Here is a 24,862-nt window from a genome sequence, read left to right as displayed (position 1 = left end):
GGCTGCGCAACCTCGACGTGATCGAGGACGCGCTCGACATCATCGAGCGCTCGACCGGCACCCGTCCCGACATGACGACGCTGCCGCTCGACGACGCCAAGACCTACGAGATGATGGCCCGCGGCGACTCGGTCGGCGTCTTCCAGTTCGAGTCCGAGGGCATGCGGGAGTCGCTCAAGAAGGTCAGACCGACCGAGCTCGAGGACCTGATCGCGCTCAACGCCCTCTACCGGCCGGGCGCGATGGACCAGATCCCGACGTACGCGCGCGGCAAGCGCAACCCGGACGCGATCTCCTACCCGGATGAGCGGCTGCGGCCGATCCTCGAGTCGACCAAGGGCGTGATCCTGTACCAGGAGCAGGCGATGCAGATCGCCAAGCAGCTGGCCGGCTTCTCGGGCGCCAAGGCAGACGACCTCCGCAAGGCGATCGGCAAGAAGAACCGCGAGGCGATGGCCAAGCTGAAGCCCGAGTTCATCGAGGGCTGCCGCAGATCCGGCACCTCCGAGCAGGTGATCGAGTGGCTGTGGGCGACCAACGAGAAGTCGGCCGACTACTCCTTCAACAAGTCGCACGCCGCCTGCTACGCGCTGATCGCCTACCGCACCGCCTGGCTGAAGGCCAACTTCCCGGCCGAGTACATGGCGGCGCTGATCTCCTCGGTGATGGACACGAAGGACAAGGTCCCGTTCTTCGTCGCGCAGGCCGAGCAGATGGGGATCGAGATCCTGCCGCCGGACGTCAACGAGTCCGATCACGACTTCATGGTCGTCGACGGCAACATCCGCTTCGGCCTCGATGCCGTCAAGGGCGTCGGCTACGCGGCCGTCGAGTCGATAAAGCGCGCCCGCGAGGAGGACGGTCCCTTCACCTCGATCTGGGACTTCTGCGAGCGGGTCGACGGCAAGTCGGTCAACAAGAAGTCGATCGAGGCGCTGATCAAGTGCGGCGCCTTCGAATCGACCGGCGCCTCGCGCAAGGGGATGCTGGAGGTGCTGGAGACCGCCCAGGCGGCCGGCCAGAAGGCGCAGCAGGACGCGTTGATCGGCCAGGGCTCGATCTTCGACCTCGGCGGCGGCACCGACGGCGGTGGCGCCGCGGCCGCCTTCGCGGCTCCGACCCATCCGCCGATCCCGGCCGAGGAGTTCGACCAGAACGAGCTGCTCGCCGCCGAGAAGGAGTCGATCGGCCTCTTCATCTCCGCCCACCCGCTGAAGACCGTCCGCGAGGCGATGCGCGCGAAGGTCGACTGCTCGCTCGCCGACCTGTCGGAGAGAAAGGACGGCGAGTGGGTCACCGTCGGGGGGATCATCACGCAGACGAAGAGGCTGCGCACGAAGAGAGGCGACCACATGATGTTCGCCACCCTCGACGATCTCGAGGGCCAGGTCGAGCTGCTGATCTTCGGCAGAACGCTCGCCGCCTCCGAGGAGGCGTTCGAGATGGACGCCGTCATCACCCTGCGCGGCCGCGTCGACCACAAGGACGCCTCCAAGACGACGGTCGTCGTCCAGGAGGCCGAGATCTTCGCGCCCAGCGAGGAGGAGATCGAGAAGGCGAAGGAGGAGGCGGCGAAGATCCCCGTCGGCCCGCCGCCGGTCCGCCTCCGCCTCGACGCGACGGTGCTGAGAGCGTCGGTGATCGAGGAGCTCAAGTCGGTCTTCGAGACCTTCCCCGGCGAGTCGACGGTCGTGCTGGAGATGCACACCTCCAACGGGCCGCGCGTGCTGCGGCTCGGGCCGAGCTACAGAGTCGCGCGCAACGCCGCGCTGCAGGCCGAGCTCGACCACCTGCTCGGCAGCGCCATGATGGAGACAGCTGCGGCCTGACCGCCGGTCGAGACGGGCGCGGCGCCGATCCGGCCGCCGCGCCCATGCGGCGCAGTCCTACGCGCGCGCCTTCAGCCCTCTGCTGCGCAGCCTCTTCGCGTACGCGATCTCCTCGGCGGTCGTCCCTCTCTTGTCGGGACCGGGCGTCTCGAGCACGACCGCCATCTGCTCGAAGCGCGGCTCCGACAGGAACGCGACGCAGCCCTCCTCGCCGAGCTCGCCCTCGCCGAGGTTGGCGTGGCGGTCGCGGTTGGAGCCCAGCGGCGTCTGCGAGTCGTTGAGGTGGACGGCGCCGAGCCGGTCGAGCCCGACGATCTCGTCGAAGCAGTCGAGCGTCTCCGTCAGGCCCGCGGCCGTGCGCACGTCGTAGCCGGACGCGAGCAGGTGGCAGGAGTCGAGGCAGACGCCGAGCCGGTCGCCGCCGCCGGCCGCCTCCAGCAGCGCCTGCAGCTCCTCGAAGGAGCGCCCCAGCGTGCCGCCGGCGCCGGCCGTGTCCTCCAGCAGCAGCATGCTGCGCTCCGACTCCGCCAGCGCCTCTCTGAAGACCGCGCCGGCCCGTCTGATCGCCTCGCCGACGTGGCCTCTCAGCGCCGAGCCGGGGTGGAGCACGACGTCGGCGCCGATCCCGTCGCCGACGTGCAGCGACTGCTTCAGCGACGCGAGCGACTTGGAGCGGATCTCCGGGTCCTCGCTGGCGCAGTTGATCAGGTAGACGGCGTGGATCAGGACCGCTCTGATCGGCGAGTCGGCCATCGCCGCTCTGAACGCGGCGAAGTCGTCGGGCCCGTATCTCGTCGGTCGCCACATCCGCGGCGACTGGTTGAAGATCTGGATCGACTCGCAGCCTCTCTCGACCCCGCGCCCGATCGCCTTGTCGAGGCCGCCGGCCTGCGACACGTGGGTGCCGATTAGCATGCAGACTCCATGAAAGTTCGCTTCGCTCCTTCTCCGACCGGCGCGCTGCACATCGGCGGCGCGCGCACAGCGCTCTACAACTGGCTGCTCGCACGCGGGAGCGGCGGCAGACTCGTCCTGCGGATCGAAGATACCGACCGCGAACGCTCGACCCCCGAGAACGTCGAGCAGATCCTCGACGCGCTCAGATGGCTCGAGCTCGGCTGGGACGAGGGGCCGATCTTCCAGACGGCGAACACGCCGCGCCACCAGGAGGCGCTCCAGCAGCTGCTCGACTCCGGCCACGCCTACCGCACGACCGCGACCGGCGACGACGTCAGAGCGTGGAAGGCGCAGCACGGCGACGACCGCGGCTTCCGCGGCACGCCGGAAGAGGAGGGCGCGGTCCGCCTGCGCGTCCCCGACGAGGGGGAGACCGTCGTCCACGACGCCGTCCGCGGCGACGCGACCTTCAAGCACGTGCACATGGACGATCCGGTGATCGCCCGCGCCGACGGTTCGGTGCTCTACAACTTCGCGGTCGCCGTCGACGACCTCGACGCCGGCATCACGCACGTCGTGCGCGGCGAGGACCATCTCTCCAACACCCCCAAGCAGCTGCTCGTGTTCGAGGCGCTGGGGGCGAGAGCGCCGGTCTACGCCCACCTGCCGCTGCTGCACGGCCCCGACGGCAAGAAGCTCTCCAAGCGCCACGGCGCCGCCTCGGTCCAGGAGCTGCGCGACCAGGGCTACCTGCCCGAGGCGGTCAACAACTACGTCGCGCTGCTCGGCGCCGGCTTCGACCCGGAGCGCGAGTACTTCAGCGCGGACGAGCTGGCGCAGCGGCTGAGACTGGAGCGGATCTCGAAGTCGCCGGCCGTCTTCGACGAGAGAAAGCTGCGCCACATGAACGGGCACTACCTGCGCGAGCTGCCCGTCGAGGAGCTGACGGCGCGGCTGGAGGCGTTCACCGGCCGCGACGGCCTGCGCGACGCGGTCGAGATCAGCCGCGAGAAGATCCAGACGCTCGCCGACTTCTGGCCGCTCGCCGGCTTCTTCTTCGACGGCCCCGGCGACGACGAGAAGGCGTGGACGAAGACCTTCGGCGTCGAGGGCGCCGTCGAGGGCCTGAGAGCGGCGCGCGAGGCGCTGGGGGCGCTGGAGCCGTTCACGCAGGAGACGGTCGAGGCCGCCCTGCGCGGGCTGCTGGAGGCCAACGACTGGAAGCCCAAGCACGTCTTCCAGCCGGTCCGCGTCGCGATCGCCGGGACGACGATCTCGCCCGGGATCTTCGAGTCGGTCGCGCTGCTCGGGCGCGACGAGACGCTGCGCCGCATCGACGCGGCGCTCGCGCGGTTGAGCGGCTGAGCGACTCGACACCCTGTCGAGTCGCGATTGCCTCAACTCGGGGGCCTGTGGTGCCGATAACCTGAACGGATCGGGACAGCGGGCCTCGCGTCGTCGCTGAAGCGATCCCCTCGTGCGCAGCCGCGGCGAGGATCGATCCAATGACGCCACCGACGCTCACAGCCAGCTTGACTTCATCGGTCCCCTCCGCCGACCCCGCCCTTGGCGGTCGCCACCACAACGAGGGCCACGGCCGTCGCCTGACGGCCGCGTTCGAGGCGCTGGAGGCGTTCCCCGTCCTGGCCGAGTCGCGCAACCGGGTCCTGCGCCTGTTCACGCAGGAGCGCCCGGCGACCGCGGCGGTCGTCGCCGCGGTCGAGTCCGACGTCGCGCTCGCGATCGCGACGCTGCGGCTCGCCAACCGCGTCGACGGCTCCTCGCGCGGCAGAGTCGACAGCGTCGTGAGGGCGGTCAGCGTCCTCTCGCCGGCCGCCGTCCAGGCGCTCGCCAGTCGCGCCCGCACCTTCGACTTCTTCGACCGCAGCGGCATCTGGGAGGGGACGCCCGAGCGGTTCCGCCTCCACGGCGTCGCGACCCAGCGGGCGGCCGACCGGCTCGCCGCCGAGCTCGGCTACGAGGATCGCGACCGCCTGATGGTCACCTCGCTGCTGCACGACGTCGGCAAGCTCGTGCTCTCCCACGCCTACCCGGGCTACCCGCGCCAGGTTCACGGCGAGGCGCGCACGCCGGAGGAGCGGATCCACCGCGAGCGCCGCGAGCTCGGCGTCGACCACGCGCTCGTCGGCGGCGTGCTCGCGCGCCGGTGGGGCCTGCCGAAGGCGGTCGCCTCGACGATCGAGCGCCACCACAGCGACGACGCCGACGGCGAGGCGGCGCTCGTGAGGCTGGCCGACATGCTCGCCCACTACGGCCACGGCGACGCCGTCTCTCCGAACGAGATGCTGACGACGGCGCGCGTGGTCGGGATCGGGCCGGCCGAGCTGCGGGCGGTCATGTACGACCTGCCCAACCCGTCGACCAACGGCCGCCAGCGGGCACTCGACCCGTGCCCGCTGTCGACGCGCGAGACCGAGGTGCTCAGGCGGCTCGGCCAGGGGAAGGTCTACAAGCAGATCGCGCACGAGCTGGAGCTGTCGACCAGCACCGTGCGGACCCACCTGCACAACATCTACGGCAAGCTCGGCGCCGTCGACCGCGCCCAGGCGGTCCTGATCGCCACCGAGCGAGGCTGGATCTAAGCGCCGATCCGCCGCCGGCTCGCGATCGCGGTGACGAGCGCGCAGAGCGCGACCGTCGCGCCGGCGTGCACGAGCGCGGCCGCGAGCGACGCCGAGGACGACGAGCCCTCGATCGCGCGCGTCATCAGCTCGCGCGTCGACCAGAACGGGAGCAGACGCGCAGCGCCGGCCTCGGGGTCGACGACCATCTGCAGGCCGGCGACGATGAACAGCAGCAGCGCGCCCTCCAGCTCGCGCGGGGCGAGCGCGCCGAGCGCCGAGCCGGTCGCGACGCCGGTGATCGCCGTGACCGCCAGCGCCAGCGCCAGCGAGCCGGTCGTCCCGATCGGGCGGTCGACCGCGACGAGCGCGACGTAGCAGCCGGCGAGCACGAGGCCGAGCAGCGCGATCGCGCCGACGCGGCCCGCGACGAGGTCGCGCCACGACCAGCCGCTGACCCGCAGGCGCGGCTCGGTTCCGCGCGCGTCGAGCGCGGCGAACAGCGCGATCGTGCTCGCCGCCCACGCGAGGCCGACGCCGAGGAAGCGGACGGCCTGCCACGGCTGCCCGTGGCGGGCGAGGTAGAAGGCGAGCGGAAGCGCGAACAGCAGCGCCAGCGACGCGCGCCGGCGGGAGAGCCCGCGCAGCGTCATCTCGCCGACGGACAGCAGCGCGGCGCTCATGCGGCGCTCCGCAGCGGCGCGCTGGCGCGGCCGAGCTCGACGACCGCGTCGGCGCGCTCGAGCGCGTCGCGGGCATGGGCGACGACGAGCGCCGCGCGGCCGCGGTCGCGCCAGTCCCACAGCAGCTCCCAGAAGCGCTGGGCGCTGTCGAGGTCGAGGCCCTGATAGGGCTCGTCGAGCAGCAGCAGGTCGGGCTCGCCGAGTGCCGCGAGCACGATGCTCAGCTTCTGCCGCGTGCCGCCGGAGAGGGCGGCGGCGACCGGCGCTCGCGCCGCGTCCCAGGCGAGCTGGTCGGCGAGGCGCACGCCGTCGCGGATCGCCGCCGCGCGCGACAGCCCGCGCGCCCGCCCGAACAGGACGAACTGCTCCGACGGCGTCAGATGCGGGGCGACGCCGCCGTGCTGGGGCGCGTAGCCGACGCTGCCGTCGACCGCGACGCGTCCGCCGTCGGGGCGCTGCAGGCCGGCGAGGATCCGCACCAGCGTCGACTTGCCGCAGCCGTTGGGGCCGATCAACAGCACCGCCTCGCCGTCGCGGACGGTCAGGTCGACGCCGTCGAGCACGGTGCGGCCGCGATAGCGCTTGTGCACGCCGGCGACCCGCGCGCGGACGCGGCCGGCGGCGGGACCGGCCGACGCGGCGGGCGCGAGCGCGTCGGCCATCAGGCGGGCGTAGGCGGCCGGGGCGCCGAAGGCGGCGAGCGGGTCGGCGGCGGCCTCGCCGAGATGGCTCTCGGCTTCGACGACGATCGCGGCGGCGTCGGCGGAGGGGACGTCGAGCGCGGCCAGCTCGTGCGCCAGCTGCTCGATCCACGTCGCGGTCCTCATCGCGCCGCCTCCGCGCCGGCCAGCGCCGCCTCGACGCTGCCGGCGAAGGCGCGCCACGCCGCTCGCTCCTCGGAGAGGGCCGCGCGACCGGCCGGCGTCAGCACGTAGTACTTGCGCCCGGGCCCGCCGTCGCCGGCACGCCACTCGGCGCGCAGGTGGCCGAGCTTCTCGCGTCGCAAGAGCGCTGGGTAGAGCGAGCCGCCGGGGATCGCGCCGAAGCCGAGCTCCTCCAGCCGGCGCGCCAGCTCGTACCCGTACGCCTCGCCCTCGTCGAGCAGCGCGAGCAGGCAGAGGTCGAGCACGCCGCGCAACCATGCAGGCCGTTGGTCGGTTCTCTTCATAGGTAGAAAGACTACATAGTCGGGCGCGGCTGGTTCCGCCGTGCTGTGCGCCGCCGGCCGGCCGTCGCGGCGGGGCGCAGCGGCCGGCCGGGCGCTACGCCGCGACGGCTCTGCGGCGGCGCAGCCGGGGGCGGACGCGGAGCCAGGCGACCGCGGCGAGCGCGACGCCGGCGCTGTCGATCAGCACGTCGCGCACCGAGCCCTGGCGGCCGTCGACGAAGCTCTGGTGGAACTCGTCGCTGATCGCGTAGCCGAACGCGATCGCGGCGGCGGTCCACGGCGCGTGGCCGCGCCAGCCGAGCGCGCGCAGCCACAGGAACCACAGCAGGCCGAACTCGACCATGTGGACGAACTTGCGCCCGACGAGGTCGATCGTGCCGAGATCGGTTCTCAGGTGCGGCTGCGCGGAGAGGTAGAAGATCACGCCCATCAGGAGGAGGGGCGGACCGAGTCGACCGATCCAGTGCGCGAGCCGTCGCGTCGGTGTCATACCATCGAGGATGCCAGGACCGAGCGAATGATCTCGATCACGACCAAATCCCCCTACGCGCTGCGGGCGCTCACCGAGCTCGGCCGCCTTGGCGGCAACGGCCCGGTGCCGATCGCCGAGCTCGCCCGTCGCCGCGACATCCCCGTCCAGTTCCTCGAGCAGCTGTTCGCGGTGCTGCGGCGGGCCGGGGTGCTGAAGTCCCAGCGCGGCGTCAAGGGTGGCTACAGCTTCGCGCGCGAGCCCGGCGAGATCACCGTGCTGGAGGTCGTCGAGCTGCTCGACGGCGCCTTCGGGGCCGACGCCGAGGGCGTCTTCGCCGAGGCGGCCAGCTCCGCGCGCGCCGTGCTCGAGCAGACGACCGTCGCCGACGTGATCGAGCGTGAGGCCCGCGAGGCCGGCGCGACGATGTACTACATCTAGGCGCGCTTAGGGGGACGGCCGTCGAGGCCACCGCCTTCGGGCTGCCCCCACCATCGCGACGCCCGGCAGCTCGACCGCGACCGGCGAGGCAGCGGCAATGCGCCGACGGCCGCGCGGCGCGAGGCTGCGGGAATGCCCGACGAGCCGACACCCGCGAGCGATGCGCCCGCGAGCGACTCGCCCACGCGCGAGGCGACCTCGCGCGACGCGCCCGCGCGCCGGCCGCGGCGCTCCCGCCGGCGGCGGATCGCGATCTGGACCGCGGCGGCGTTCAGCGCGCTCTGTCTCGGCTTCGCCGCCTTCGCGGCGATCGCCTTCCAGCGCGCCCACCTCGACACCGTCGGCGAGGTCGCGTTCGAGCGCCCGCTGCGGATCCCGCCGCTGGCCGACACGCGGATCGACGGCGACGGCCGCCGGGTCTTCGAGCTGGAGCTGCGGAGAGGATCGGCCGAGCTGCGGCCGGGCACGCGCACCGAGACCTACGGGATCGACGGCGACGTGCTCGGGCCGACGCTGCGCGCGCGGCGCGGCGAGCAGGTGCGGGTCGAGGTCCGCAACCGGCTCGGGGAGCCGAGCACGCTCCACTGGCACGGCATGCACCTGCCGGCCGAGATGGACGGCGGGCCGCACCAGCTGATCGGGGACGGCGCGACCTGGGCCCCGGAGTGGCGGATCGACCAGCCGGCCGCGACGCTCTGGTACCACCCGCACCTCCACGGCCGCACCGCCGAGCAGGTCTACCGCGGGATGGCGGGGGTCTTCATCGTCGACGACCCCGGCGGTGCGCCGCGCGGCCTGCCGTCGCGCTACGGCGTCGACGACTTCCCGCTGATCGTGCAGGACAAGCGGATCGGCGACGACGGCGAGCTGGACACGAGCGAGGGGCCGTTCAGCCCGAGCGGAATCGTCGGCGACCAGCTGCTCGTCAACGGCACGCCCGGCCCCTACCTGGAGGTCGCGCACGAGCGGGTGCGGCTGCGGCTGCTGAACGGCTCGAACGCCCGCCCCTACGACCTCGGCTTCGCCGACGGGCGCGCCTTTTATCTCGTCGCGACCGACGGCGGCCTGCTGGAGCGGCCGCACCGCACGACCCGCGTCGCGCTGACGCCGGGCGAGCGCGCAGAGATCGTCGTGGCGCTCAGAGCCGGCGAGCGGGCCGTCCTGCGGAGCTTCCCGAAGGCGCTCGGGATGGACGTCTGGAACCGCCGCTTCAGCGGCGCCGACGACGCGCTCGACCTGCTCGAGCTGCGCGCCGCCCGCACGCTCGAGTCAGCGCCGCCGCCGGCCCGCACGCTCGCGGAGCTGCCCGCGCCGCGCGTCCCGGCCGACGCGCCGACCCGCTCGTTCGAGCTGACCTCGGCGAGCACGATCGACGATCGCTCGATGGAGATGGAGCGGATCGACTTCGCCGTCGAGCGCGACCGCCGCGAGGTGTGGGAGGTGCGCAACAGCCACGGGCTGTTCCACAGCTTCCACGTCCACGGCGTCCAGTTCCGCGTGCTGGAGGTCGACGGCGCGCCGCCGCCGCCCGAGCTGGCCGGGCTGAAGGACACGGTGACGCTCGAGCCCGACCAGGAGATGCGGCTGCTCGTGCGGATGCGCGACCACAGCGACCCGAACCTGCCGCTGATGTTCCACTGCCACCTGCTCTCCCACGAGGACCGCGGGATGATGGGCCAGTTCGTCGTCGTCGAGCCGGGCGGCGAGCCGGGGACGGTCCCCGACCGCGCGCATCGCCACGACGAGTGACGCCGCGCTCAGGTCACCGCCGAGAACGCGTCGGCGTAGCGGACGACGCCGGTCGGCTGGGGCTCGCCCGGCGGCGGGTAGGCCGGCAGGCGGAAGGCCATCCACGCCTCGTCGGGGACGTCGAACGGCGGGCGGACGCCGAGCGGGCGGGCCGGCTCGAAGCCGAAGCGCGGGTAGTACCCGGGGTGTCCGAGCACCGAGACGAGCGGGACGCCGGGCGCCGCGGCCGGCACGCGGCGCAGCAGCTCGCCGATCAGCGCCGCGCCGATCCCCGCGCGTTGGAGGTCGGGCTCGACCGCCATCGGGCCGAGCACGAGCAGCGGGGCGGAGACGGCGACCCCTCCGCCGGCGACCGGCGAGCCGGCCCGCGGCTCGGGCTCCTCGAGCGCCGCGACGGTGGTGAAGAGGTGGCCGACGATCGCGCCGTCGCGCTCCGCGACGAGGCAGAGGTCGGGCACGTGCGCCTCCTCGGCCCGCAGCGCCTCGACGAGGTCGGCCTCGGCCGGCTGCGGGAAGGCGCCCAGCAGCACCGCGCGGATCGCCGGGAAGTCGGCCTCGCGCTCGGGGCGCAGCGCGACGCTCATCGCTCCTCGCCCTTCACCCACCGCGCCTTGCGCTGGATCCGGCCGTAGGAACGGCCCAGTCTCTCCCTCGCGCGGGCCGCCGCGCGTCTGTCGTCGACCCACGCCTGCTCTCTCGCCAGCTTGCGCCACGCCTCCAGCCGCTCGGGCGCGATCTCGCCGCGCACAGCGCAGTCGGGCTCGCTGTCGTGCGCGCAGTCGGAGAAGCGGCAGGCGGCCGCGAGCGCGGCGACGTCGTCGAAGCTGTCGTCGACGCCGCCGTCCCACATGCCGACCTCGCGCATCCCCGGCGTGTCGATCAGCAGGCCGCCGTGGGGGAGGCCGAGCAGCTCGCGCGTGACCGTCGTGTGGCGGCCGCGGCGGTCGGACTCGCGCACGTCGCCGGTCGCCTGGCGCTCCTCGCCGAGCAGCGCGTTGACGAGCGTCGACTTGCCGGCGCCGGACGGGCCGAGCAGGACCGCGGTCGAGCCGGGCGGCAGCAGGCTGCGGACGATGCCGACGCCGTCGCCGCTCTTGGAGCAGACGGCGATCGCGTCCGGCAGCCCGATCTCGCGGCCGAGCCGCAGCGCGGTCGCGTCGGCGTCGGGGTCGAGGTCGGCCTTCGTCAGCACGAGCGCGACCGGCACGTCGCCGGCGCCGGCGATCGACGCCAGCCGCTCGGCGCGGCGGGCGTTCGGGTCCGGCAGCGGCTCGGCGATCAGCGCCAGCTCGACGTTGGCCGCGAGCACCTGCCGCTCGGCCCGTCCCTCGCCGACGGCGCGGCGCACGACCGTCCCACGGCGCGGCAGCACCGCTGCGATCGCGTCGCCGTCGTCGAGCGCGACCCAGTCGCCGGTGACCGGCGGGCCCTCTGCCTCCTCTCTCAGCCGCGCGCGGGCGTGGACCAGCCGCGGCTCCGGCACGTCGGGCTCGGCGACCAGCCAGACGCCGCTGTGCTGGGAGAGCACCCGCGCGGGGGCGAGCGTCGCTTCGCCGAGCTGGTCGCGCAGCTCGCTCAGCTCGGCGTCGAGATCGTCGCGCCGGCCGATTCCGGCGGGGAAGGCGGTCACTGCGGCGAGCGTAGCGAATGTGACGATGGCGAACCTTGACACGACAGCGTTAGGGTTGCGCCCATGACCGCCTCCGGCTATCCGAAGATCGAGCTGCACGTCCACCTCGAAGGGGCGGTCTCGCCGCCGGCGCTGTTCGCCGCCGCCAGACGCAACGGCTTCCCGCTGCCGGTCGCGACGGTCGAGGAGCTGGCCGACTTCATGCGCTTCCGCGACTTCGAGCACTTCATCGAGGCGTGGTTCGCGACGACCCCGGCGCTGCAGACCGAGCAGGACTACCGCGAGCTGGTCGTCGACTACGCGCGCCGCGCGCAGGCGCACGGCGCCGTCTACCTGGAGGCGATCTTCTCGCCATGCGACAAGCTCGACCAGGGGATCTCGCTCGACACCGTCTTCACCGGCTTCACCGACGGCGTGCAGGCGGCGCGCGAGGAGCTCGGGATCGAGGTGCGGCTGACGCCTGACATCACGCGCGGCGTCGACCTCGAGGTCGCGAAGCGGACCGCCGAGCACGCCGTCCGCTACAAGGAGCGCGGGATCGTCGCGCTCGGTCTCGGCGGCCTGGAGGCGCAGTTCCCGCCGGAGCCGTACGCGCCGGCCTTCGAGATCGCGCGCGCCGGCGGCCTCGGCTCCGTCCCGCACGCCGGCGAGGTCGCCGGCCCCGCTTCGATCCGCGGCGCGCTCGACGCGCTCCACGCCGACCGCATCCGCCACGGCGTGCGTGCGGTCGAGGACCCCGGACTCGTGCGCGAGCTGGCCGACCGCGCGATGGTGCTCGACGTCTGCGTCCTCTCCAACGTGCGGCTGTCGGTCGTCGACTCGGTCGCCGCGCATCAGCTGCCGCGGCTGCTCGCCGCCGGCGTGCCGTGCACGGTCAACACCGACGACCCGACCTTCTTCGCGTGCGAGCTCGACGAGGAGCATGCCGCCGCCCGCTCGCTCGGCGCCGACCCGCGCGCGCTGTTCGACGCCGGGGTCGCCGGCGCGCTCTGCGGCGAGGAGACGAAGGCCCGCCTGCGCGCGATCGCCGACGGCTTCGACTGGGCGGCGCTCCCGGCCGAGCCGGCGGCCGGCTGAGCCGCCGGCCGGCTGAGCGGCCGGCCGGCCTACGCCGCGACCGGCGCGAGCTCGGCGGGGATCGCGTCGTGGACCGGCGCGTGCTCGAGCTCCTCCGCAGCGAGCTCGACGCGGAACGCCTCGCGGCGCGCGTGCTCCTCGTCGATCAGCGTCTTTATGGCGTGGAACTCGCTCGTCGGCAGCTCGTGGACCGTCGCCAGCGGGCCCGGGCCCGGGGCGACCGCCGCGGCCTCGGCGGCCGGGCGGCGGTAGCGGACGACGCAGGCCAGCGCGATCGTCGAGAAGGTGCCGGCGAGCACGTTGCCGACCCCGAGCATCACCGCACCGACGCCGGCGAGGTTCACATACCCGGTCATGACGTTGACGGTGATGCCGATCATCCAGCCAGCGGGGGATTGGCCGTTGGAGGACTTGCTGCGGACCATCGTGCGGATGTGGGGCAGGGTGCCGGCGAAGCCGAGCACGATCGCGAAGGATGAGGCGATGGAGATGAGGGACATGGCGATCTGAGAGCTCGAGAGATGGATCAGGGCAGCACGAGACCCGCAGCGCGCAGCCCCATGCGATGGTGGATCGGGCGGCCCGTCTAGACGGCGGCGGTCGCAACCGCCGTCAGGGACTTACGTGGATCCCGCGGGACGGAGCCCGTGGGACGACCGGAGAGAGGTGAAGCGAGGTGCGGACGCCTGGCCGGCGTCCATCCCGTAGAACGCAGTATGCGCAGCGTGGTTGCGCATGGAAAGGGGTCTGTGACCTCACTCACATTCAGAGGCCCCGAAACGGGGAATATGAGCGCGCTCTCAGGGGATCTCAACATGATCTCCACAGGGCGCGCCGGCGCCGGGCGCGCGGTGCGCCGCGCGCGGCGGGGCCGGCCGGTCGCGAGCGGGGAGGCGGCCGCCCCTACGGCAGCGTGTACATCGGGTTCGGCAGCTTGAAGGTCCGCTGCGCGACGCCGCCGGCGAGGTCGCTGCGCTGGTCGCCGATGTTGAGCACGACGCGGCGGCCGCCTCTCTGCAGCGAGCGGCGTGCGCTCGACTTGAACGGGACGACCGAGTGGCGTCTGTCGTCGGAGGGGCGCAGCAGCAGCTGGTATCTGCCGCGGAAGCCGGCTCTGCGCAGCTGCTGCAGCGTGAGCGTTCTGACGTACTCGGGCCGGCCGGTCACGAACGCGACGCGGACTCTGCGCTGCTGCGCGTAGCGGAACAGCTTCAGCACCCCCGCGATCGCCGTGTGCGGCCCGGTCACGACGCAGGCGGTGCGGCGGCCGTCGGTGAAGAAGCCGGCCTTCATGCAGTCGTAGGTCGACAGCGCCGTGTCGTCGACGTCGAAGACGGCGACCAGTCTGCGCGGCTCTCTCGCTCGCCTGACGCTCGCTCTCAACTGCCTGAGCGCGCGGGCGGCGACGGCGTCGGCGTCGCGCTTCCAGGCGCCGGACTCGTAGTAGCGCTCGATCTCTGCGATCCGCTCCGGCGTCGGGTCGGCGGAAGGGGCGTCGGCGGCGGTGGCCGCGGCGGGCGCGGCGGCGAGCCCAAGGGCCAGCAGCGCACCGGTGGCAAGCGTCCGTGCGGTGGTCGGCATCGCGGACCATTATCGTTCCAGCGTCAATGACGCGAATCCCGATCAACATTGCCGAGCACGTCGGCCGCACGCCGATGGTCCAGCTGACCCGCATCCTGCCCGCAGGGGCGCACGGCGAGCTGTTCGGGAAGCTCGAGGCGTTCAACCCCGGCGGCAGCGTCAAGGACCGCATCGGCGTCGCGATGATCGAGGCGGCCGAGGCCGAGGGGCGGATCGAGCCGGGGCGCACGACGATCGTCGAGGCGACCAGCGGCAACACCGGCATCGCGCTCGCCTTCGTCTGCGCAGCGAAGGGCTACGACCTCGTGCTGACGCTGCCGCAGGGGATGAGCCGCGAGCGCGAGGGCCTGCTGAGACTGTACGGCGCCCGCTTCGAGATCACCGAGTCGCTCGGCGGCATGAACGAGGCGGTCGACGCGGCGCGCGCGATGGCGAGAAGCGACGACGTCTTCCTGCCAGACCAGTTCACCAACCCCGCCAACCCGGAGGCCCACCGCCGCACGACCGGGCCGGAGATCTGGGAGGCGATGGACGGCGCGGTCGACGTGCTCGTCGCCGGCGTCGGGACCGGCGGCACGATCACCGGGGCGGGGGAGTTCCTCAAGCAGCGCAACCCGAGACTGCAGGTGATCGCGGTCGAGCCGCGGAGCTCCGCGGTCCTCTCGGGCCACTCTCCCGGCCCGCACAAGATCCAGGGGATCGGCGCCGGCTTCATCCCGGCCGTGCTCAACCGCCGGCTGATCGACGAGGTGATCGCGGTCGACGACGAGGACGCGATCGAGACCGCCCGCCTGCTCGCCAGCCGCGAGGGCGTCCTGTCGGGCATCTCCTGCGGCGCCGCGACGTGGGCGGCGATCGAGGTCGCCAAGCGGCCCGAGTCGAGGGGCAGGCGGATCGTCACGATCCTGCCCGACTCCGGCGAGCGGTACGTCTCGACCCCGTTCTTCGCGCCCTGACGGGCGCGCGGGCGGCGACAGCCACCATCCGGCCGGCATGGCCTCCTCTACGCTTTGGGCATGGTCGGTTTCCGCACGCTGAAGCGGGTCGCCGGTGAGATCCGGCGCGACGTGCGCGCCGCGCAGGAGCGCGATCCGGCCGCGCGCGGCGTCGGCCCCGCCGAGGTGTTCGCGATCTGGCCCGGCGTCCACGCGATCCTCGCCCACCGCGTCGCGCACGCGCTCTACGAGGCGCGGGTGCCGGTCGTGCCGCGCGTGATCGCCGGCTTCTCGCGCGCGCTGACGGGGATCGAGATCCACCCGGCGGCGTGCATCGGCTCGGGCTTCTTCATCGACCACGGGATGGGGGTCGTGATCGGCGAGACGGCGAAGATCGGCGACGACGTCACGCTCTACCAGGGCGTCACGCTCGGCGGCACCGGCTTCGCGACCGGCAAGCGCCATCCGACCGTCGAGGACAACGTCACGATCGGCTCCGGCGCGAAGCTGCTCGGGCCGATCACGATCGGCCACGGCTCGAAGATCGGCGCCAACACCGTCGTCATCCACGACGTGCCGCCGAACTCGACCGTCGTCGGCAACCCCGGCCACCCGGTGCGGATCGACGGCCGCCGCCCCGAGGGTCCCGACGCCGACTGGGTCCACCTGCCCGACCCGGTCGCCGACGCGATAAAGGGGCTCGCCAGCCGCATCGGCGCGCTCGAGCGGGCGCTCGCCGAGCGCGGCGGCGACCCGTCGGAGGTCGGCCCCGAGCCGGAGCTGCCGCAGGTCCGCCCGGCGCGCGGCCCGAACCCCGCCGGCGGCTGACGAAACCGGCGGCCTGCGGCCTTGGTTTCGTCCGGAAGAATTCGCCCGGGCTCGTTCTTCCGGCGCTGCCTAGCGACGGGCCGCCGCGACGCGCGCGAGCGCGGCCGGTGCGCTGCGGCGCAGCTGCGGGACGCGCCACGCCGCCTCGACCGCGATCCGCGCCGACATCTTGCTCGTGCCGATCGTGCGGTCTCTGAAGACGATCGGGACCTCGGTCACGCGGAAGCCGGCGAGCACGGCGCGGTAGGTGATCTCGATCTGGAAGACGTAGCCCTGCGAGCGGACGCTCTCCAGCTCGATCGCCTCGAGCACCTCGCGGCGGATCACCTTGTAGCCGCCGGTCAGGTCGCGCTGCGGGAGGCCGAGCACGAGCCGCGCGTAGACGCAGCCGCCGCGGCTGACCAGCCGCCGCAGCGGCCCCCAGTCGGTGACGCCGCCGCCGCGCACGTAGCGCGAGCCGAGCACGACGTCGGCCTCGGCGGCCGCCGCCAGCAGATCGGGCAGGTGGAGCGGGTCGTGCGAGAGGTCGGCGTCCATCTCGCAGACCAGGTCGGCGCCGCCCGCCAGCGCGTGCGCGAAGCCGGCCAGGTACGCCTGGCCGAGGCCGCCCTTGCCGGGTCGCCGCAGCACCTCGACGACGCCGCCGAGCTCGGCGCCGACCCGCTCGGCGATCGCCGCCGTGCCGTCGGGGGAGTTGTCGTCGACGACCAGGATCCGGTGGCGGCCGGGCGCCGCCAGCGACAGCGCCTGCGCCGCCTCGCGCAGCGTGCGCTCGATGGGGCCGGCCTCGTTGTAGGTCGGCACGATCACCCAGACGACTGGTTCCATGCGGCGCCGAACAGTAGTGGACGGGGATGAGCGGGACGGCGCGCGTCCGTCCGATTCGCCATCCTCTCGGTGCGGGATGAACGTCGACGAGCTGTTGAGGGTGATTCGCGGGCCGGCGCGCCCGACGCAGAGGGAGCTGCGCTACCGGCGCCGCCGCGCGTCCCTGCTCGCCGCCGTCGCGCTCTGCGCGCTGCTGGTCGGCGTGATCGTCGGGGCCGGCAGCCGCGGCGGCGGCTCGCAGGCGCAGGCCGAGCAGACGGAGGTCGGCTGGTTCGGCCACCTCGGCATGCTCGCCGGCGCCGGCAGGGGCTCCTTCTCGCTCGAGCAGCGGTCGCGGGAGAACGCCGCGATCGACGACACGCTGGCGAAGATGCCGCTCGTGCGGATGGGCGGCAGACAGACGAGGGAGGTCGCGCTGACCTTCGACGACGGGCCGGGCGCGGACACCGACGCGCTGCTCGACCTGCTCGAGCGGATGAGGGTCCCGGCGACCTTCTTCATGCTCGGCAAGAACGTGGCGCAGTTCCCGCAGACGGTCCAGCGGCTGATCGACGCGGGCGTGCCGATCGACAACCACACGGTCGACCATCCCAACCTGACGCAGCTGTCGGCCGTCGACCAGCGCGCCCAGATCGCCGGCGCGGCGCAGACGATCGAGGACTCGGGCGCCGCCTATCCGCGCCTCTTCCGCCCGCCGTACGGCGCCTACGACCAGACGACCCACGAGGTGCTGGGGAGGCTGAGAATGCTGTCGGTGCTGTGGTCGGTCGACAGCGAGGACTACACGAAGCCGGGCGTCGACGCGATCGTCGACAAGGTCGTCTCCGGGATACATCCGGGCGCGATCGTGCTGATGCACGACGGCGGCGGCGATCGCACGCAGACGATAGCCGCGGTCGAGCGGATCGTGCCGCTGCTGCGCAGACAGGGCTACAGATTCGTGACCGTCCCGCGGCTGCTGCTCGACAACCCGCCGGAGGCCTCCGAGCAGGGGCTGCCGGAGGGCTTCAACAGCAGCGGCGCAGGCTGACCCGACCCGCGGTCGACGGAGCCGCGCGGGCCGCTCCGCGCGAGCCGGGCCGGGCGGCTCGCCGTCGAGGTCGCGCTCTATCCTCGAAGAGATGTCCGCCAACGCCCACGCCGCCGATCTCGACGCCCTCCTCGCCGGCCTCAACGAGCCCCAGCGGGAGGCGGTCGTCCACGGCGACGGGCCGCTGCTGATCCTCGCTGGCGCCGGCTCGGGCAAGACGCGCGTGCTGACCCACCGGATCGCCTACCTCGTCGGCACCGGGCAGGCGCGGCCGGACGAGATCCTCGCGATCACCTTCACCAACAAGGCGGCGCAGGAGATGCGCGAGCGCGTCGAGCTGCTCGTCGGCCGCCGCACGCGCGCGATGTGGGTGATGACCTTCCACGCCGCCTGCGCGCGGATCCTGCGCGCCGACGCCCACCGGCTCGGCTACACGCGCCAGTTCACGATCTACGACCAGGCCGACGCCCGCCGCCTCGTCAAGCGCGCGATCGACGAGCTCGACGTCGACCCCAAGCGCTTCACGCCCGGCGCGATCCACCACGAGATCTCCGACGCGAAGAACAAGCTGCGCGACGCGGAGGCCTACGCGCAGATGGTCGGCTCGTTCTTCGAGCAGACCGTCGCCGACGTCTACAAGCTCTACGAGGCCGAGCTCCACCGCATGAACGCGATGGACTTCGACGACCTGCTCGTCCGCACCGTCAACGTGCTCGAGCTGTTCCCGGAGGTCAGACGCCGCTACGCCGAGGCGTTCCGCCACGTGCTCGTCGACGAGTACCAGGACACCAACCACGTCCAGTACCGCCTGCTGCAGCTGCTGACCGGCGGCGGCGCCGACGGCAGGCTCGCCGACTACGGCCACCGCAACCTCGTCGTCGTCGGCGACGACAGCCAGTCGATCTACGGCTTCCGCGGCGCCGACATCCGCAACATCCTCGACTTCGAGGACAGCTATCCCGACGCGACGGTCGTGAAGCTGGAGCAGAACTACCGCTCGACGCAGACGGTGCTCGACGCGGCCAACGCCGTGATCCGCAACAACCGCGGGCAGCGCGAGAAGGAGCTGTGGACCGACCTGGGGGTCGGCGACCCGATCAAGGTCCGCGAGCTCGACGACGAGCACGCCGAGGCGCGCTACGTCGCGGGCGAGATCGAGCGGCTCGTCGACGAGGGCGTCTCGCGCAGCGAGATCGCGGTCTTCTACCGCACCAACGCGCAGTCGCGCGTGCTGGAGGACACGCTCGTGCGGGCGCAGATCGGCTACCAGGTGATCGGCGGCACGAAGTTCTACGAGCGGGCCGAGATCAAGGACGCGATCGCCTACCTGACGATGCTCGTCAACCCGCAGGACGTCGTCTCCTTCACGCGGATCGCCAACTCGCCGCGGCGCGGGATCGGCCAGACCTCGCTGTCGCGGGTCATATCGTGGGCGAACACCGCCGGCATCACGATCTGGGACGCGGCGCTCGACCCCGACTCGGTCCCGGGCCTCGGCACCGCCGCCAGAAAGGCCTTCCACCGCTTCATGGGCGCGATGAGGATCCTTGGCGAGCGGGCGGCGGCGAACCCGCCGGTCGGCGAGCTGCTGAGAGAGGTGCTGGCCGAGTCCGGCTACCTCGAGGCGCTCGAGGCCGAGCGGACGATCGAGGCGCAGGGCCGGATCGAGAACCTCGAGGAGCTCGTCAACGTCGCCGCCGAGTACGACCTGTCCGCCGAGAACAGCGACGAGGGCCCGTCGCTCGCCGGCTTCCTGCAGCAGATCGCGCTGGTCGCCGACGCCGACGGCCGCAGGGACGACGAGGGCCTCGTCACGCTGATGACGCTCCACAACGCGAAGGGCCTCGAGTACCCGATCGTCTTCATGATCGGCCTGGAGGAGGGCGTCTTCCCGCATCAGCGCGCGATCGAGGAGGGCGGCCTGGAGGAGGAGCGGCGGCTCGCCTACGTCGGCATCACCCGCGCCCAGCGCGACCTCTACCTCACCTACGCGCGCGCCCGCGCGGTCTTCGGCGCCCGCTCCTACGCCGCCCGCAGCCGCTTCGTCGACGAGGTGCCGATGGGGCTGACCGACCGCAGCGAGCAGCCGGCCCACGGCGTCGGCTCGGTGCGCGCTCGCGCGACGACGTGGGGCTCGCCGTCGCCGAACCTGTCGCCGCTCGGCTCGGGGCCGATCCCCGGCGGCGGCTGGGACGCGAGCGGCGGCTCTGCCGGCGGCGGCACGGAGCTGCGCCTCGGCGACGACGTCTTCCACGCGGCCTTCGGCGACGGCGTCGTGACCGGCGTCGAGGCCGGCGGCATCGTCGTGATCCGCTTCAGCAGAGACGGCTCGGAGCGCAAGCTGGTCGCAGACCTCGCCCCGATCGAGAAGCGCTGACCGGCTTGCGCTCGCCGCGCCTGGCCGCGTCGTCGCTCGCTCATGTGCCGGACGCACACCGCGCTCACTGCGTCCTTGCCAGGCACGACGATCGCTGCGCCGGAGCCGAGCCGCAGGCCGACATGCGCGCCAGGTAGCATCCGCCGCCGCCATGGCAGCCACCCTCATCGACGGCAGAGCAGTCGCCCAGCGCGTGCGCGAGCAGGTCGCGGCCGACGTCGCCGTCTTCACCGCGGAGACCGGCGACCAGCCCGGCCTCGCCACCGTCCTCGTCGGCGACGACCCGGCCTCGGCGGTCTACGTCGCCAACAAGCGCAGAGCGTGCGTCGCGGCCGGCATCGCCGACCTCCACGCGCACCTGCCCGCGGACGTCAGCCAGGACGAGCTCGTCGCCCACATCCAGAAGCTGAACGCCGACCCGCAGGTCAGCGGGATCCTGCTCCAGCTGCCGGTGCCGGCCCACCTCGACGCCAACCTGCTCGTCGAGCTGATCTCACCCGACAAGGATGTCGACGGCCTCACCGCCGTCAGCGCCGGACGGCTGGCGCAGGGCGTGCCGGGGCTGCGGCCGTGCACCCCGTCGGGCGTGATCGAGCTGCTCGACCACCATGACGTCGAGCTGCAGGGCGCCGAGGCGGTGATCGTCGGCCGCTCCGACCTCGTCGGCAAGCCGCTGATCCACCTGCTGCTGCAGCGCAACGCGACCGTCACCGTCTGCCACTCGCGCACGCGCGACCTGCCGGCGGTCGCCAGGCGCGCCGACGTGCTCGTCGCCGCCGTCGGCGTGCCGCGCCTGATCGGCGCCGACGCCGTCAAGCCGGGCGCGACCGTGATCGACGTCGGCATCAACCGCCTCGAGGAGGGGCTGGTCGGCGACGTCGACTTCGACGCCGTGCGCGAGGTCGCCGGGCTGATCACCCCGGTCCCGGGCGGCGTCGGCCCGATGACGATCGCGCTGCTGCTGCGCAACACGCTGACCGCCGCGCGCCTCCAGCGCGGCCTGTAGCCTCGCGGCCCATGAGCTTCGACCCGACCCGGCTGCGGCGCGGCGAGTGGATCGCCGGCGCCGGCGGCGTGCTGCTGCTCGTCTCGCTGTTCCTGTTCGACTGGTACGGCGCGAGCGCCGATCTCGGCAACGGCTTCTCGTTCTCGGTCGGCGCCAACGGCTGGGAGACCCATTCGATCCTGCGCTGGCTGATGCTGCTGACGATCGTCGCCGGCGTCGCGCTGTGGCTGCTGACCGCGACCCAGCCGACCGATGCGATCCCGCTCTCGGCGGCCGTCGTCACCGTCGTCGTCGCCGGGATCACGACGCTCTGCCTCGCCTGGCGGGTGCTCGTGAACGAGCCGGGGCCCAACGCGCTGATCGAGGTCAAGGCCGGCGCCTGGATCGGCCTCGTCGCCGCGGCGCTGGTGGTCGTCGGCGCCTGGCTGTCGATGCGCGACGAGGACAGACGCGGGCCGCTGCCCGACGTCCCCGTCCGTCCGCTCGCCTGAGGCGCGCGCCGCGCCGCTCCGGCCCCGCGCGCGGCCGGTCCGACCATCTAGACTCCGGCGCCGAATGATCGACCGCGCTCAGGTACTCCACGTCGCCCGGCTCGCGCGTCTCGACCTCACCGACGAGGAGGTCGGGACGATGTCCCGCGAGCTGTCGGCCGTCCTCGACCACATCGAGAAGATCGGCGAGCTCGACCTCGACGACGTGCCCGCCACGTCGCACGTCGTCGACGTCGTCAACGCCCTGCGGCCCGACGAGCCGCTTCCGTCGCTGCCGCGCGAGCAGGCGCTCGCGAACGCCCCCGAGGTCGTCGACGACGGCTTCGGCGTCCCCAGCCCGGGAGCGTCGTGATGGCCGCCACCGACCTGATCGCGCTCTCCGCCCGCGACGCGGCCGAGCAGATCCGCCACGGCCACCTCTCCGCGCAGGAGCTGTTCGAGGCATACCGCGAGCGCGCCGCCGCCGACGCGGCCGCCGGCGAGGAGGGCCTCAACGCCTACACGTGGGTCGCCGAGCAGGCGCCCGCCGACGCGCCGTCGAAGGAGGCCCCGCTCGGCGGCGTCCCGCTCGCCGTCAAGGACCTCTTCTGCACCGCCGGGATCCCGAGCCAGTCGGGCTCGAAGATCCTCGCCGGCTACCGCCCGCCGTACACGGCGCACGTCGTCGAGCAGCTCGAGGCGGCCGGCTCGACGATCCTCGGCAAGACCAACCAGGACGAGTTCGCGATGGGCTCCTCCAACGAGAACTCGGCCTTCGGCGCCGCGCGCAACCCGTGGGACCGCACGCGCGTGCCGGGCGGCTCCTCCGGCGGCAGCGCCGCGGCGGTCGCGGCCGGGCTGGCGCCGTGGGCGCTCGGCACCGACACCGGCGGCTCGATCCGCCAGCCGGCGGCGCTGTGCGGGATCGTCGGCCTGAAGCCGACCTACGGCTCGGTCTCCCGCTTCGGGATGATCGCCTTCGCCTCCTCGCTCGACCAGGCCGGCCCGTTCGCGCGCGACGTCTCCGACGCCGCGCTGCTCTACAAGCACATGGTCGGCCGCGACCGCCGCGACTCGACCTCGCTCCAGCATCCGCAGGAGATCGAGCTGCCCAGCGGCGTCGACCTGAAGGGCGTCCGCCTCGGCGTGCCCAAGGAGCTGACCGGCGAGGGCGTCGAGTCGGGCGTGCGCGAGGCGTTCAACGCGACGCTCGCGCTCGCCGAGCAGCTCGGCGCGACGGTCGAGACGACCCACCTGCCGCACGCGCCGCACGCGCTCAGCGCCTACTACCTGATCGCGCCGGCCGAGGCCTCCTCGAACCTCGCCCGCTTCGACGGCGTCCGCTACGGCTTGCGCGCCGAGGCCGACGACCTGCTGGAGATGTACGTCAAGACGCGCGCGGAGGGCTTCGGCCCGGAGGTCAAGCGCCGCATCATGCTCGGCACCTACGCGCTCTCCAGCGGCTACTACGACGCCTACTACGGGCGCGCGCAGAAGGTCCGCACGAAGATCGCCGAGGACTTCCAGCAGGCGTTCGAGCGGTTCGACTTCATCGTCACCCCGACGGCGCCGACGGTCGCCTTCCGCCTCGGCGAGAAGACCGCCGACCCGCTGGAGATGTACCTGCAGGACTTCTGCACGGTCCCGATGTCGCTCGCCGGCATCCCGGCGATCTCGATCCCCAACGGCCTCTCCGACGGCCTCCCGGTCGGCTTCCAGATCGCCGGCCCGGCCTTCAGCGAGAACCGCCTGCTCGACGCCGCCTACGTGCTGGAGCAGGCGTTGGGCTTCGACGGAACGGAGGTGCGTCGATGAGCGCCGCCTACGAGCCCGTGATCGGGCTGGAGATCCACGTCCAGCTGAGCACCCGCACGAAGATGTTCTGCGGCTGCGAGCTGTCGTTCGGCGACCCGCCCAACGTCCACACCTGCCCGGTCTGCCTCGGCCTGCCGGGCGCGCTCCCGGTCGTCAACGCGAGAGCGATCCACTACGCGGTGATGGTCGGCATGGCGCTCGGCTGCGAGCTGGCGCCGCGTTCGATCTTCCACCGCAAGAACTACTTCTATCCCGACCTGCCGAAGGGCTACCAGATCTCCCAGTACGACATCCCGATCTGCTCGGGCGGCCGGCTGGGCGACGTGCGGATCCACCGCGCGCACCTGGAGGAGGACGCGGCGAAGCTCGTCCACGTCGGCGCCTCGGGCCGCATCCACGGCGCCGACGCCTCGGTCGTCGACTACAACCGCGGCGGCACCCCGCTGGTCGAGATCGTGACCGAGCCCGACGTCCGCTCGGCCGCCCAGGCGCGCGAGTGGCTGACGCTGCTGCGCACGACGCTGCGCCAGCTCGGCGTCTCGGACGTGAACATGGAGGAGGGGTCGCTGCGCTGCGACGCCAACGTCTCGATCCGCCCGGTCGGCAGCGACGTGCTCGGCACGAAGACCGAGCTGAAGAACATGAACTCCTTCCGCTTCCTCGAGCGCGGCGTCGAGGCCGAGATCGCGCGCCAGATCGCGATCGTCGAGGGCGGCGGGGAGGTCGTGCAGGAGACGCTCCACTACGACCCGGTGTCGGGCTCGATCTCGTCGCTGCGCTCCAAGGAGGAGGCGCACGACTACCGCTACTTCCCCGAGCCCGACCTCGTCCCGGTCGTCCTGACCGACGAGATGATCGCGGCGGCGAAGGCCGAGCTGCCCGAGCTGCCGGCGCAGCGCGCCGAGCGCTACGAGTCGGAGCTGGGCCTGAGCGCCGACAGCGCGAGACTGCTCGCCTTCCGCTCGGAGCTGGGCGCCTACTTCGAGGCGGCGCTGAAGGCCGACGGCGACTCGCCGCAGGCGCTCGCCAACTGGATCTCCGGCGAGCTGGTCGCGCGGATCGGCGACGAGGACCCGGCGCGGACGAAGGTCTCGCCCGCGGCGATCGCGAAGCTGGTCGGCCTCGTGCGCGGCAAGCAGGTGACGCAGGGCGCCGCCAAGCAGGTGCTCGACAGGCTGGTCGCCGACGGCGGCGACCCGGAGGCGATCGTCGAGGCCGAGGGCCTCGGCGCGATCGGCGGCGGCGACGAGCTGGCGGAGATCGTCAAGCGGGCGCTCGAGTCCGACCCCTCCGCGGTCGAGAAGCTGAAGGGCGGCAACATGAAGGCGATCGGCCCGATCGTCGGCTTCGTGATGCGCGAGACGAAGGGCCGCGCCGACGGCGGCGAGGTCAACCGCCTCGTGCGCGAGCAGCTCGGGCTGTAGCCGCGACGGCGAAGCGGGCACCTGGCGTGGATACGCCAGGTAG

25 protein-coding genes are annotated in these 24,862 nt (G+C 73.0%); 15 read left to right on the top strand and 10 right to left on the bottom strand.

Features of this window, described 5'->3' with window-relative positions:
* Nucleotides 1-1,829, top strand: a 1,829-nt coding sequence (gene dnaE, locus BDZ31_RS16570; protein WP_183343446.1) for a DNA polymerase III subunit alpha, incomplete at its 5' end; no start/stop codon positions are given.
* Nucleotides 1,830-1,886: 57 nt separating this feature from the next.
* On the opposite strand, the gene BDZ31_RS16565 is transcribed toward dnaE, so the two are convergent.
* Complete coding sequence (locus tag BDZ31_RS16565) at nucleotides 1,887-2,744, bottom strand: deoxyribonuclease IV (RefSeq protein WP_183343445.1); 858 nt, start codon at nucleotides 2,742-2,744, stop codon at nucleotides 1,887-1,889.
* Nucleotides 2,745-2,753: 9 nt separating this feature from the next.
* On the opposite strand from BDZ31_RS16565, the gene gltX reads away from it, so the two are divergent.
* Complete coding sequence (gltX, locus tag BDZ31_RS16560) at nucleotides 2,754-4,091, top strand: glutamate--tRNA ligase (protein ID WP_183343444.1); 1,338 nt, start codon at nucleotides 2,754-2,756, stop codon at nucleotides 4,089-4,091.
* Between the two features lie 140 nt (nucleotides 4,092-4,231).
* On the top strand, nucleotides 4,232-5,329 hold the full coding sequence (locus BDZ31_RS16555; protein ID WP_183343443.1) for an HDOD domain-containing protein: 1,098 nt from the start codon (nucleotides 4,232-4,234) through the stop codon (nucleotides 5,327-5,329).
* Here the strand turns inward: BDZ31_RS16555 and BDZ31_RS16550 are convergent.
* From BDZ31_RS16550 to BDZ31_RS16535, 4 genes are all read right to left on the bottom strand, one after another.
* Nucleotides 5,326-5,991, bottom strand: a complete 666-nt coding sequence (locus BDZ31_RS16550; protein ID WP_183343442.1) for an ABC transporter permease — start codon at nucleotides 5,989-5,991, stop codon at nucleotides 5,326-5,328. The genes BDZ31_RS16555 and BDZ31_RS16550 overlap by 4 nt on opposite strands.
* On the bottom strand, nucleotides 5,988-6,818 hold the full coding sequence (locus BDZ31_RS16545) for an ATP-binding cassette domain-containing protein (RefSeq protein WP_183343441.1): 831 nt from the start codon (nucleotides 6,816-6,818) through the stop codon (nucleotides 5,988-5,990). Before BDZ31_RS16545 ends, BDZ31_RS16550 begins: the two co-directional genes overlap by 4 nt.
* The gene (locus tag BDZ31_RS16540; protein ID WP_183343440.1) at nucleotides 6,815-7,159 is read right to left on the bottom strand and encodes a PadR family transcriptional regulator; all 345 of its coding nucleotides are present in this window, start codon (nucleotides 7,157-7,159) and stop codon (nucleotides 6,815-6,817) included. Before BDZ31_RS16540 ends, BDZ31_RS16545 begins: the two co-directional genes overlap by 4 nt.
* A gap of 94 nt (nucleotides 7,160-7,253) precedes the next feature.
* On the bottom strand, nucleotides 7,254-7,649 hold the full coding sequence (locus BDZ31_RS16535) for a VanZ family protein (RefSeq protein ID WP_221243106.1): 396 nt from the start codon (nucleotides 7,647-7,649) through the stop codon (nucleotides 7,254-7,256).
* A gap of 27 nt (nucleotides 7,650-7,676) precedes the next feature.
* Between BDZ31_RS16535 and BDZ31_RS16530 the strand changes: the two genes are divergently transcribed.
* Nucleotides 7,677-8,069 carry an RrF2 family transcriptional regulator gene (locus BDZ31_RS16530; RefSeq protein ID WP_183343439.1) on the top strand — a complete coding sequence of 131 codons (393 nt, stop codon included), beginning with the start codon at nucleotides 7,677-7,679 and terminating at the stop codon, nucleotides 8,067-8,069.
* A gap of 132 nt (nucleotides 8,070-8,201) precedes the next feature.
* Complete coding sequence (locus tag BDZ31_RS16525; protein ID WP_183343438.1) at nucleotides 8,202-9,818, top strand: multicopper oxidase family protein; 1,617 nt, start codon at nucleotides 8,202-8,204, stop codon at nucleotides 9,816-9,818.
* Nucleotides 9,819-9,826: 8 nt separating this feature from the next.
* On the opposite strand, the gene BDZ31_RS16520 is transcribed toward BDZ31_RS16525, so the two are convergent.
* Together BDZ31_RS16520 and rsgA are read right to left on the bottom strand one after the other, a co-directional pair.
* Nucleotides 9,827-10,402, bottom strand: coding sequence for a GNAT family N-acetyltransferase (locus BDZ31_RS16520; RefSeq protein WP_183343437.1), 576 nt, complete (start codon nucleotides 10,400-10,402; stop codon nucleotides 9,827-9,829).
* Nucleotides 10,399-11,448, bottom strand: coding sequence for a ribosome small subunit-dependent GTPase A (rsgA, locus tag BDZ31_RS16515; protein ID WP_183343436.1), 1,050 nt, complete (start codon nucleotides 11,446-11,448; stop codon nucleotides 10,399-10,401). Before rsgA ends, BDZ31_RS16520 begins: the two co-directional genes overlap by 4 nt.
* Nucleotides 11,449-11,511: 63 nt before the next feature.
* Here rsgA and add point away from each other — a divergent pair, with 63 nt between their 5' ends.
* Nucleotides 11,512-12,525 carry an adenosine deaminase gene (gene add, locus BDZ31_RS16510; protein ID WP_183343435.1) on the top strand — a complete coding sequence of 338 codons (1,014 nt, stop codon included), beginning with the start codon at nucleotides 11,512-11,514 and terminating at the stop codon, nucleotides 12,523-12,525.
* A 29-nt stretch (nucleotides 12,526-12,554) separates the two neighbouring features.
* On the opposite strand, the gene BDZ31_RS16505 is transcribed toward add, so the two are convergent.
* Both BDZ31_RS16505 and BDZ31_RS16500 read right to left on the bottom strand, forming a co-directional pair.
* Entirely contained in the window at nucleotides 12,555-13,025 is a 471-nt protein-coding gene (locus tag BDZ31_RS16505; RefSeq protein WP_183343434.1) for a hypothetical protein, read from the bottom strand.
* Nucleotides 13,026-13,428: 403 nt separating this feature from the next.
* A complete protein-coding gene (locus tag BDZ31_RS16500) occupies nucleotides 13,429-14,106 on the bottom strand; it encodes an HAD family acid phosphatase (RefSeq protein WP_183343433.1) in 678 nt (225 codons plus the stop codon).
* Nucleotides 14,107-14,132: 26 nt separating this feature from the next.
* Here BDZ31_RS16500 and cysK point away from each other — a divergent pair, with 26 nt between their 5' ends.
* Together cysK and epsC are read left to right on the top strand one after the other, a co-directional pair.
* Complete coding sequence (cysK, locus tag BDZ31_RS16495) at nucleotides 14,133-15,062, top strand: cysteine synthase A (RefSeq protein ID WP_183343432.1); 930 nt, start codon at nucleotides 14,133-14,135, stop codon at nucleotides 15,060-15,062.
* 60 nt (nucleotides 15,063-15,122) lie between these two features.
* Complete coding sequence (gene epsC, locus BDZ31_RS16490; RefSeq protein WP_183343431.1) at nucleotides 15,123-15,869, top strand: serine O-acetyltransferase EpsC; 747 nt, start codon at nucleotides 15,123-15,125, stop codon at nucleotides 15,867-15,869.
* A gap of 69 nt (nucleotides 15,870-15,938) precedes the next feature.
* On the opposite strand, the gene BDZ31_RS16485 is transcribed toward epsC, so the two are convergent.
* The gene (locus BDZ31_RS16485) at nucleotides 15,939-16,697 is read right to left on the bottom strand and encodes a polyprenol monophosphomannose synthase (protein WP_183343430.1); all 759 of its coding nucleotides are present in this window, start codon (nucleotides 16,695-16,697) and stop codon (nucleotides 15,939-15,941) included.
* A 76-nt stretch (nucleotides 16,698-16,773) separates the two neighbouring features.
* Here BDZ31_RS16485 and BDZ31_RS16480 point away from each other — a divergent pair, with 76 nt between their 5' ends.
* From BDZ31_RS16480 to gatB, 7 genes are all read left to right on the top strand, one after another.
* Nucleotides 16,774-17,727, top strand: a complete 954-nt coding sequence (locus BDZ31_RS16480) for a polysaccharide deacetylase family protein (RefSeq protein ID WP_183343429.1) — start codon at nucleotides 16,774-16,776, stop codon at nucleotides 17,725-17,727.
* A 91-nt stretch (nucleotides 17,728-17,818) separates the two neighbouring features.
* Nucleotides 17,819-20,104 carry an ATP-dependent helicase gene (locus tag BDZ31_RS16475; RefSeq protein ID WP_183343428.1) on the top strand — a complete coding sequence of 762 codons (2,286 nt, stop codon included), beginning with the start codon at nucleotides 17,819-17,821 and terminating at the stop codon, nucleotides 20,102-20,104.
* A gap of 151 nt (nucleotides 20,105-20,255) precedes the next feature.
* Complete coding sequence (gene folD, locus BDZ31_RS16470) at nucleotides 20,256-21,110, top strand: bifunctional methylenetetrahydrofolate dehydrogenase/methenyltetrahydrofolate cyclohydrolase FolD (protein ID WP_183343427.1); 855 nt, start codon at nucleotides 20,256-20,258, stop codon at nucleotides 21,108-21,110.
* Nucleotides 21,111-21,121: 11 nt separating this feature from the next.
* Nucleotides 21,122-21,601, top strand: a complete 480-nt coding sequence (locus BDZ31_RS16465) for a hypothetical protein (protein ID WP_183343426.1) — start codon at nucleotides 21,122-21,124, stop codon at nucleotides 21,599-21,601.
* Between the two features lie 64 nt (nucleotides 21,602-21,665).
* Nucleotides 21,666-21,953 (top strand): Asp-tRNA(Asn)/Glu-tRNA(Gln) amidotransferase subunit GatC, encoded by a 288-nt coding sequence (gene gatC, locus BDZ31_RS16460; protein ID WP_183343425.1) that lies wholly within the window; start codon nucleotides 21,666-21,668, stop codon nucleotides 21,951-21,953.
* The gene (gene gatA, locus BDZ31_RS16455) at nucleotides 21,953-23,395 is read left to right on the top strand and encodes an Asp-tRNA(Asn)/Glu-tRNA(Gln) amidotransferase subunit GatA (protein WP_183343424.1); all 1,443 of its coding nucleotides are present in this window, start codon (nucleotides 21,953-21,955) and stop codon (nucleotides 23,393-23,395) included. Before gatC ends, gatA begins: the two co-directional genes overlap by 1 nt.
* Nucleotides 23,392-24,819 carry an Asp-tRNA(Asn)/Glu-tRNA(Gln) amidotransferase subunit GatB gene (gatB, locus tag BDZ31_RS16450; protein ID WP_183343423.1) on the top strand — a complete coding sequence of 476 codons (1,428 nt, stop codon included), beginning with the start codon at nucleotides 23,392-23,394 and terminating at the stop codon, nucleotides 24,817-24,819. The genes gatA and gatB overlap by 4 nt, the downstream gene beginning before the upstream one ends.
* Nucleotides 24,820-24,862: the final 43 nt, after the last annotated feature.

Source organism: Conexibacter arvalis, assembly GCF_014199525.1.
Classification (GTDB): domain Bacteria; phylum Actinomycetota; class Thermoleophilia; order Solirubrobacterales; family Solirubrobacteraceae; genus Conexibacter; species Conexibacter arvalis.
This window is presented reverse-complemented; position numbering and strand designations above follow the sequence as displayed.

What these genes read in the sequence shown, in the direction of transcription:
- BDZ31_RS16565 (WP_183343445.1), bottom strand. Translation starts at nt 2,744, where the DNA reads ATGCTAATCGGCACCCACGTGTCGCAGGCCGGCGGCCTCGACAAGGCG.
- gltX (WP_183343444.1), top strand. Translation starts at nt 2,754, where the DNA reads ATGAAAGTTCGCTTCGCTCCTTCTCCGACCGGCGCGCTGCACATCGGC.
- BDZ31_RS16555 (WP_183343443.1), top strand. Translation starts at nt 4,232, where the DNA reads ATGACGCCACCGACGCTCACAGCCAGCTTGACTTCATCGGTCCCCTCC.
- BDZ31_RS16550 (WP_183343442.1), bottom strand. Translation starts at nt 5,991, where the DNA reads ATGAGCGCCGCGCTGCTGTCCGTCGGCGAGATGACGCTGCGCGGGCTC.
- BDZ31_RS16545 (WP_183343441.1), bottom strand. Translation starts at nt 6,818, where the DNA reads ATGAGGACCGCGACGTGGATCGAGCAGCTGGCGCACGAGCTGGCCGCG.
- BDZ31_RS16540 (WP_183343440.1), bottom strand. Translation starts at nt 7,159, where the DNA reads ATGAAGAGAACCGACCAACGGCCTGCATGGTTGCGCGGCGTGCTCGAC.
- BDZ31_RS16535 (WP_221243106.1), bottom strand. Translation starts at nt 7,649, where the DNA reads ATGACACCGACGCGACGGCTCGCGCACTGGATCGGTCGACTCGGTCCG.
- BDZ31_RS16530 (WP_183343439.1), top strand. Translation starts at nt 7,677, where the DNA reads ATGATCTCGATCACGACCAAATCCCCCTACGCGCTGCGGGCGCTCACC.
- BDZ31_RS16525 (WP_183343438.1), top strand. Translation starts at nt 8,202, where the DNA reads ATGCCCGACGAGCCGACACCCGCGAGCGATGCGCCCGCGAGCGACTCG.
- BDZ31_RS16520 (WP_183343437.1), bottom strand. Translation starts at nt 10,402, where the DNA reads ATGAGCGTCGCGCTGCGCCCCGAGCGCGAGGCCGACTTCCCGGCGATC.
- add (WP_183343435.1), top strand. Translation starts at nt 11,512, where the DNA reads ATGACCGCCTCCGGCTATCCGAAGATCGAGCTGCACGTCCACCTCGAA.
- BDZ31_RS16505 (WP_183343434.1), bottom strand. Translation starts at nt 13,025, where the DNA reads ATGTCCCTCATCTCCATCGCCTCATCCTTCGCGATCGTGCTCGGCTTC.
- BDZ31_RS16500 (WP_183343433.1), bottom strand. Translation starts at nt 14,106, where the DNA reads ATGCCGACCACCGCACGGACGCTTGCCACCGGTGCGCTGCTGGCCCTT.
- cysK (WP_183343432.1), top strand. Translation starts at nt 14,133, where the DNA reads ATGACGCGAATCCCGATCAACATTGCCGAGCACGTCGGCCGCACGCCG.
- epsC (WP_183343431.1), top strand. Translation starts at nt 15,123, where the DNA reads ATGGTCGGTTTCCGCACGCTGAAGCGGGTCGCCGGTGAGATCCGGCGC.
- BDZ31_RS16485 (WP_183343430.1), bottom strand. Translation starts at nt 16,697, where the DNA reads ATGGAACCAGTCGTCTGGGTGATCGTGCCGACCTACAACGAGGCCGGC.
- BDZ31_RS16480 (WP_183343429.1), top strand. Translation starts at nt 16,774, where the DNA reads ATGAACGTCGACGAGCTGTTGAGGGTGATTCGCGGGCCGGCGCGCCCG.
- BDZ31_RS16475 (WP_183343428.1), top strand. Translation starts at nt 17,819, where the DNA reads ATGTCCGCCAACGCCCACGCCGCCGATCTCGACGCCCTCCTCGCCGGC.
- folD (WP_183343427.1), top strand. Translation starts at nt 20,256, where the DNA reads ATGGCAGCCACCCTCATCGACGGCAGAGCAGTCGCCCAGCGCGTGCGC.
- BDZ31_RS16465 (WP_183343426.1), top strand. Translation starts at nt 21,122, where the DNA reads ATGAGCTTCGACCCGACCCGGCTGCGGCGCGGCGAGTGGATCGCCGGC.
- gatC (WP_183343425.1), top strand. Translation starts at nt 21,666, where the DNA reads ATGATCGACCGCGCTCAGGTACTCCACGTCGCCCGGCTCGCGCGTCTC.
- gatA (WP_183343424.1), top strand. Translation starts at nt 21,953, where the DNA reads ATGGCCGCCACCGACCTGATCGCGCTCTCCGCCCGCGACGCGGCCGAG.
- gatB (WP_183343423.1), top strand. Translation starts at nt 23,392, where the DNA reads ATGAGCGCCGCCTACGAGCCCGTGATCGGGCTGGAGATCCACGTCCAG.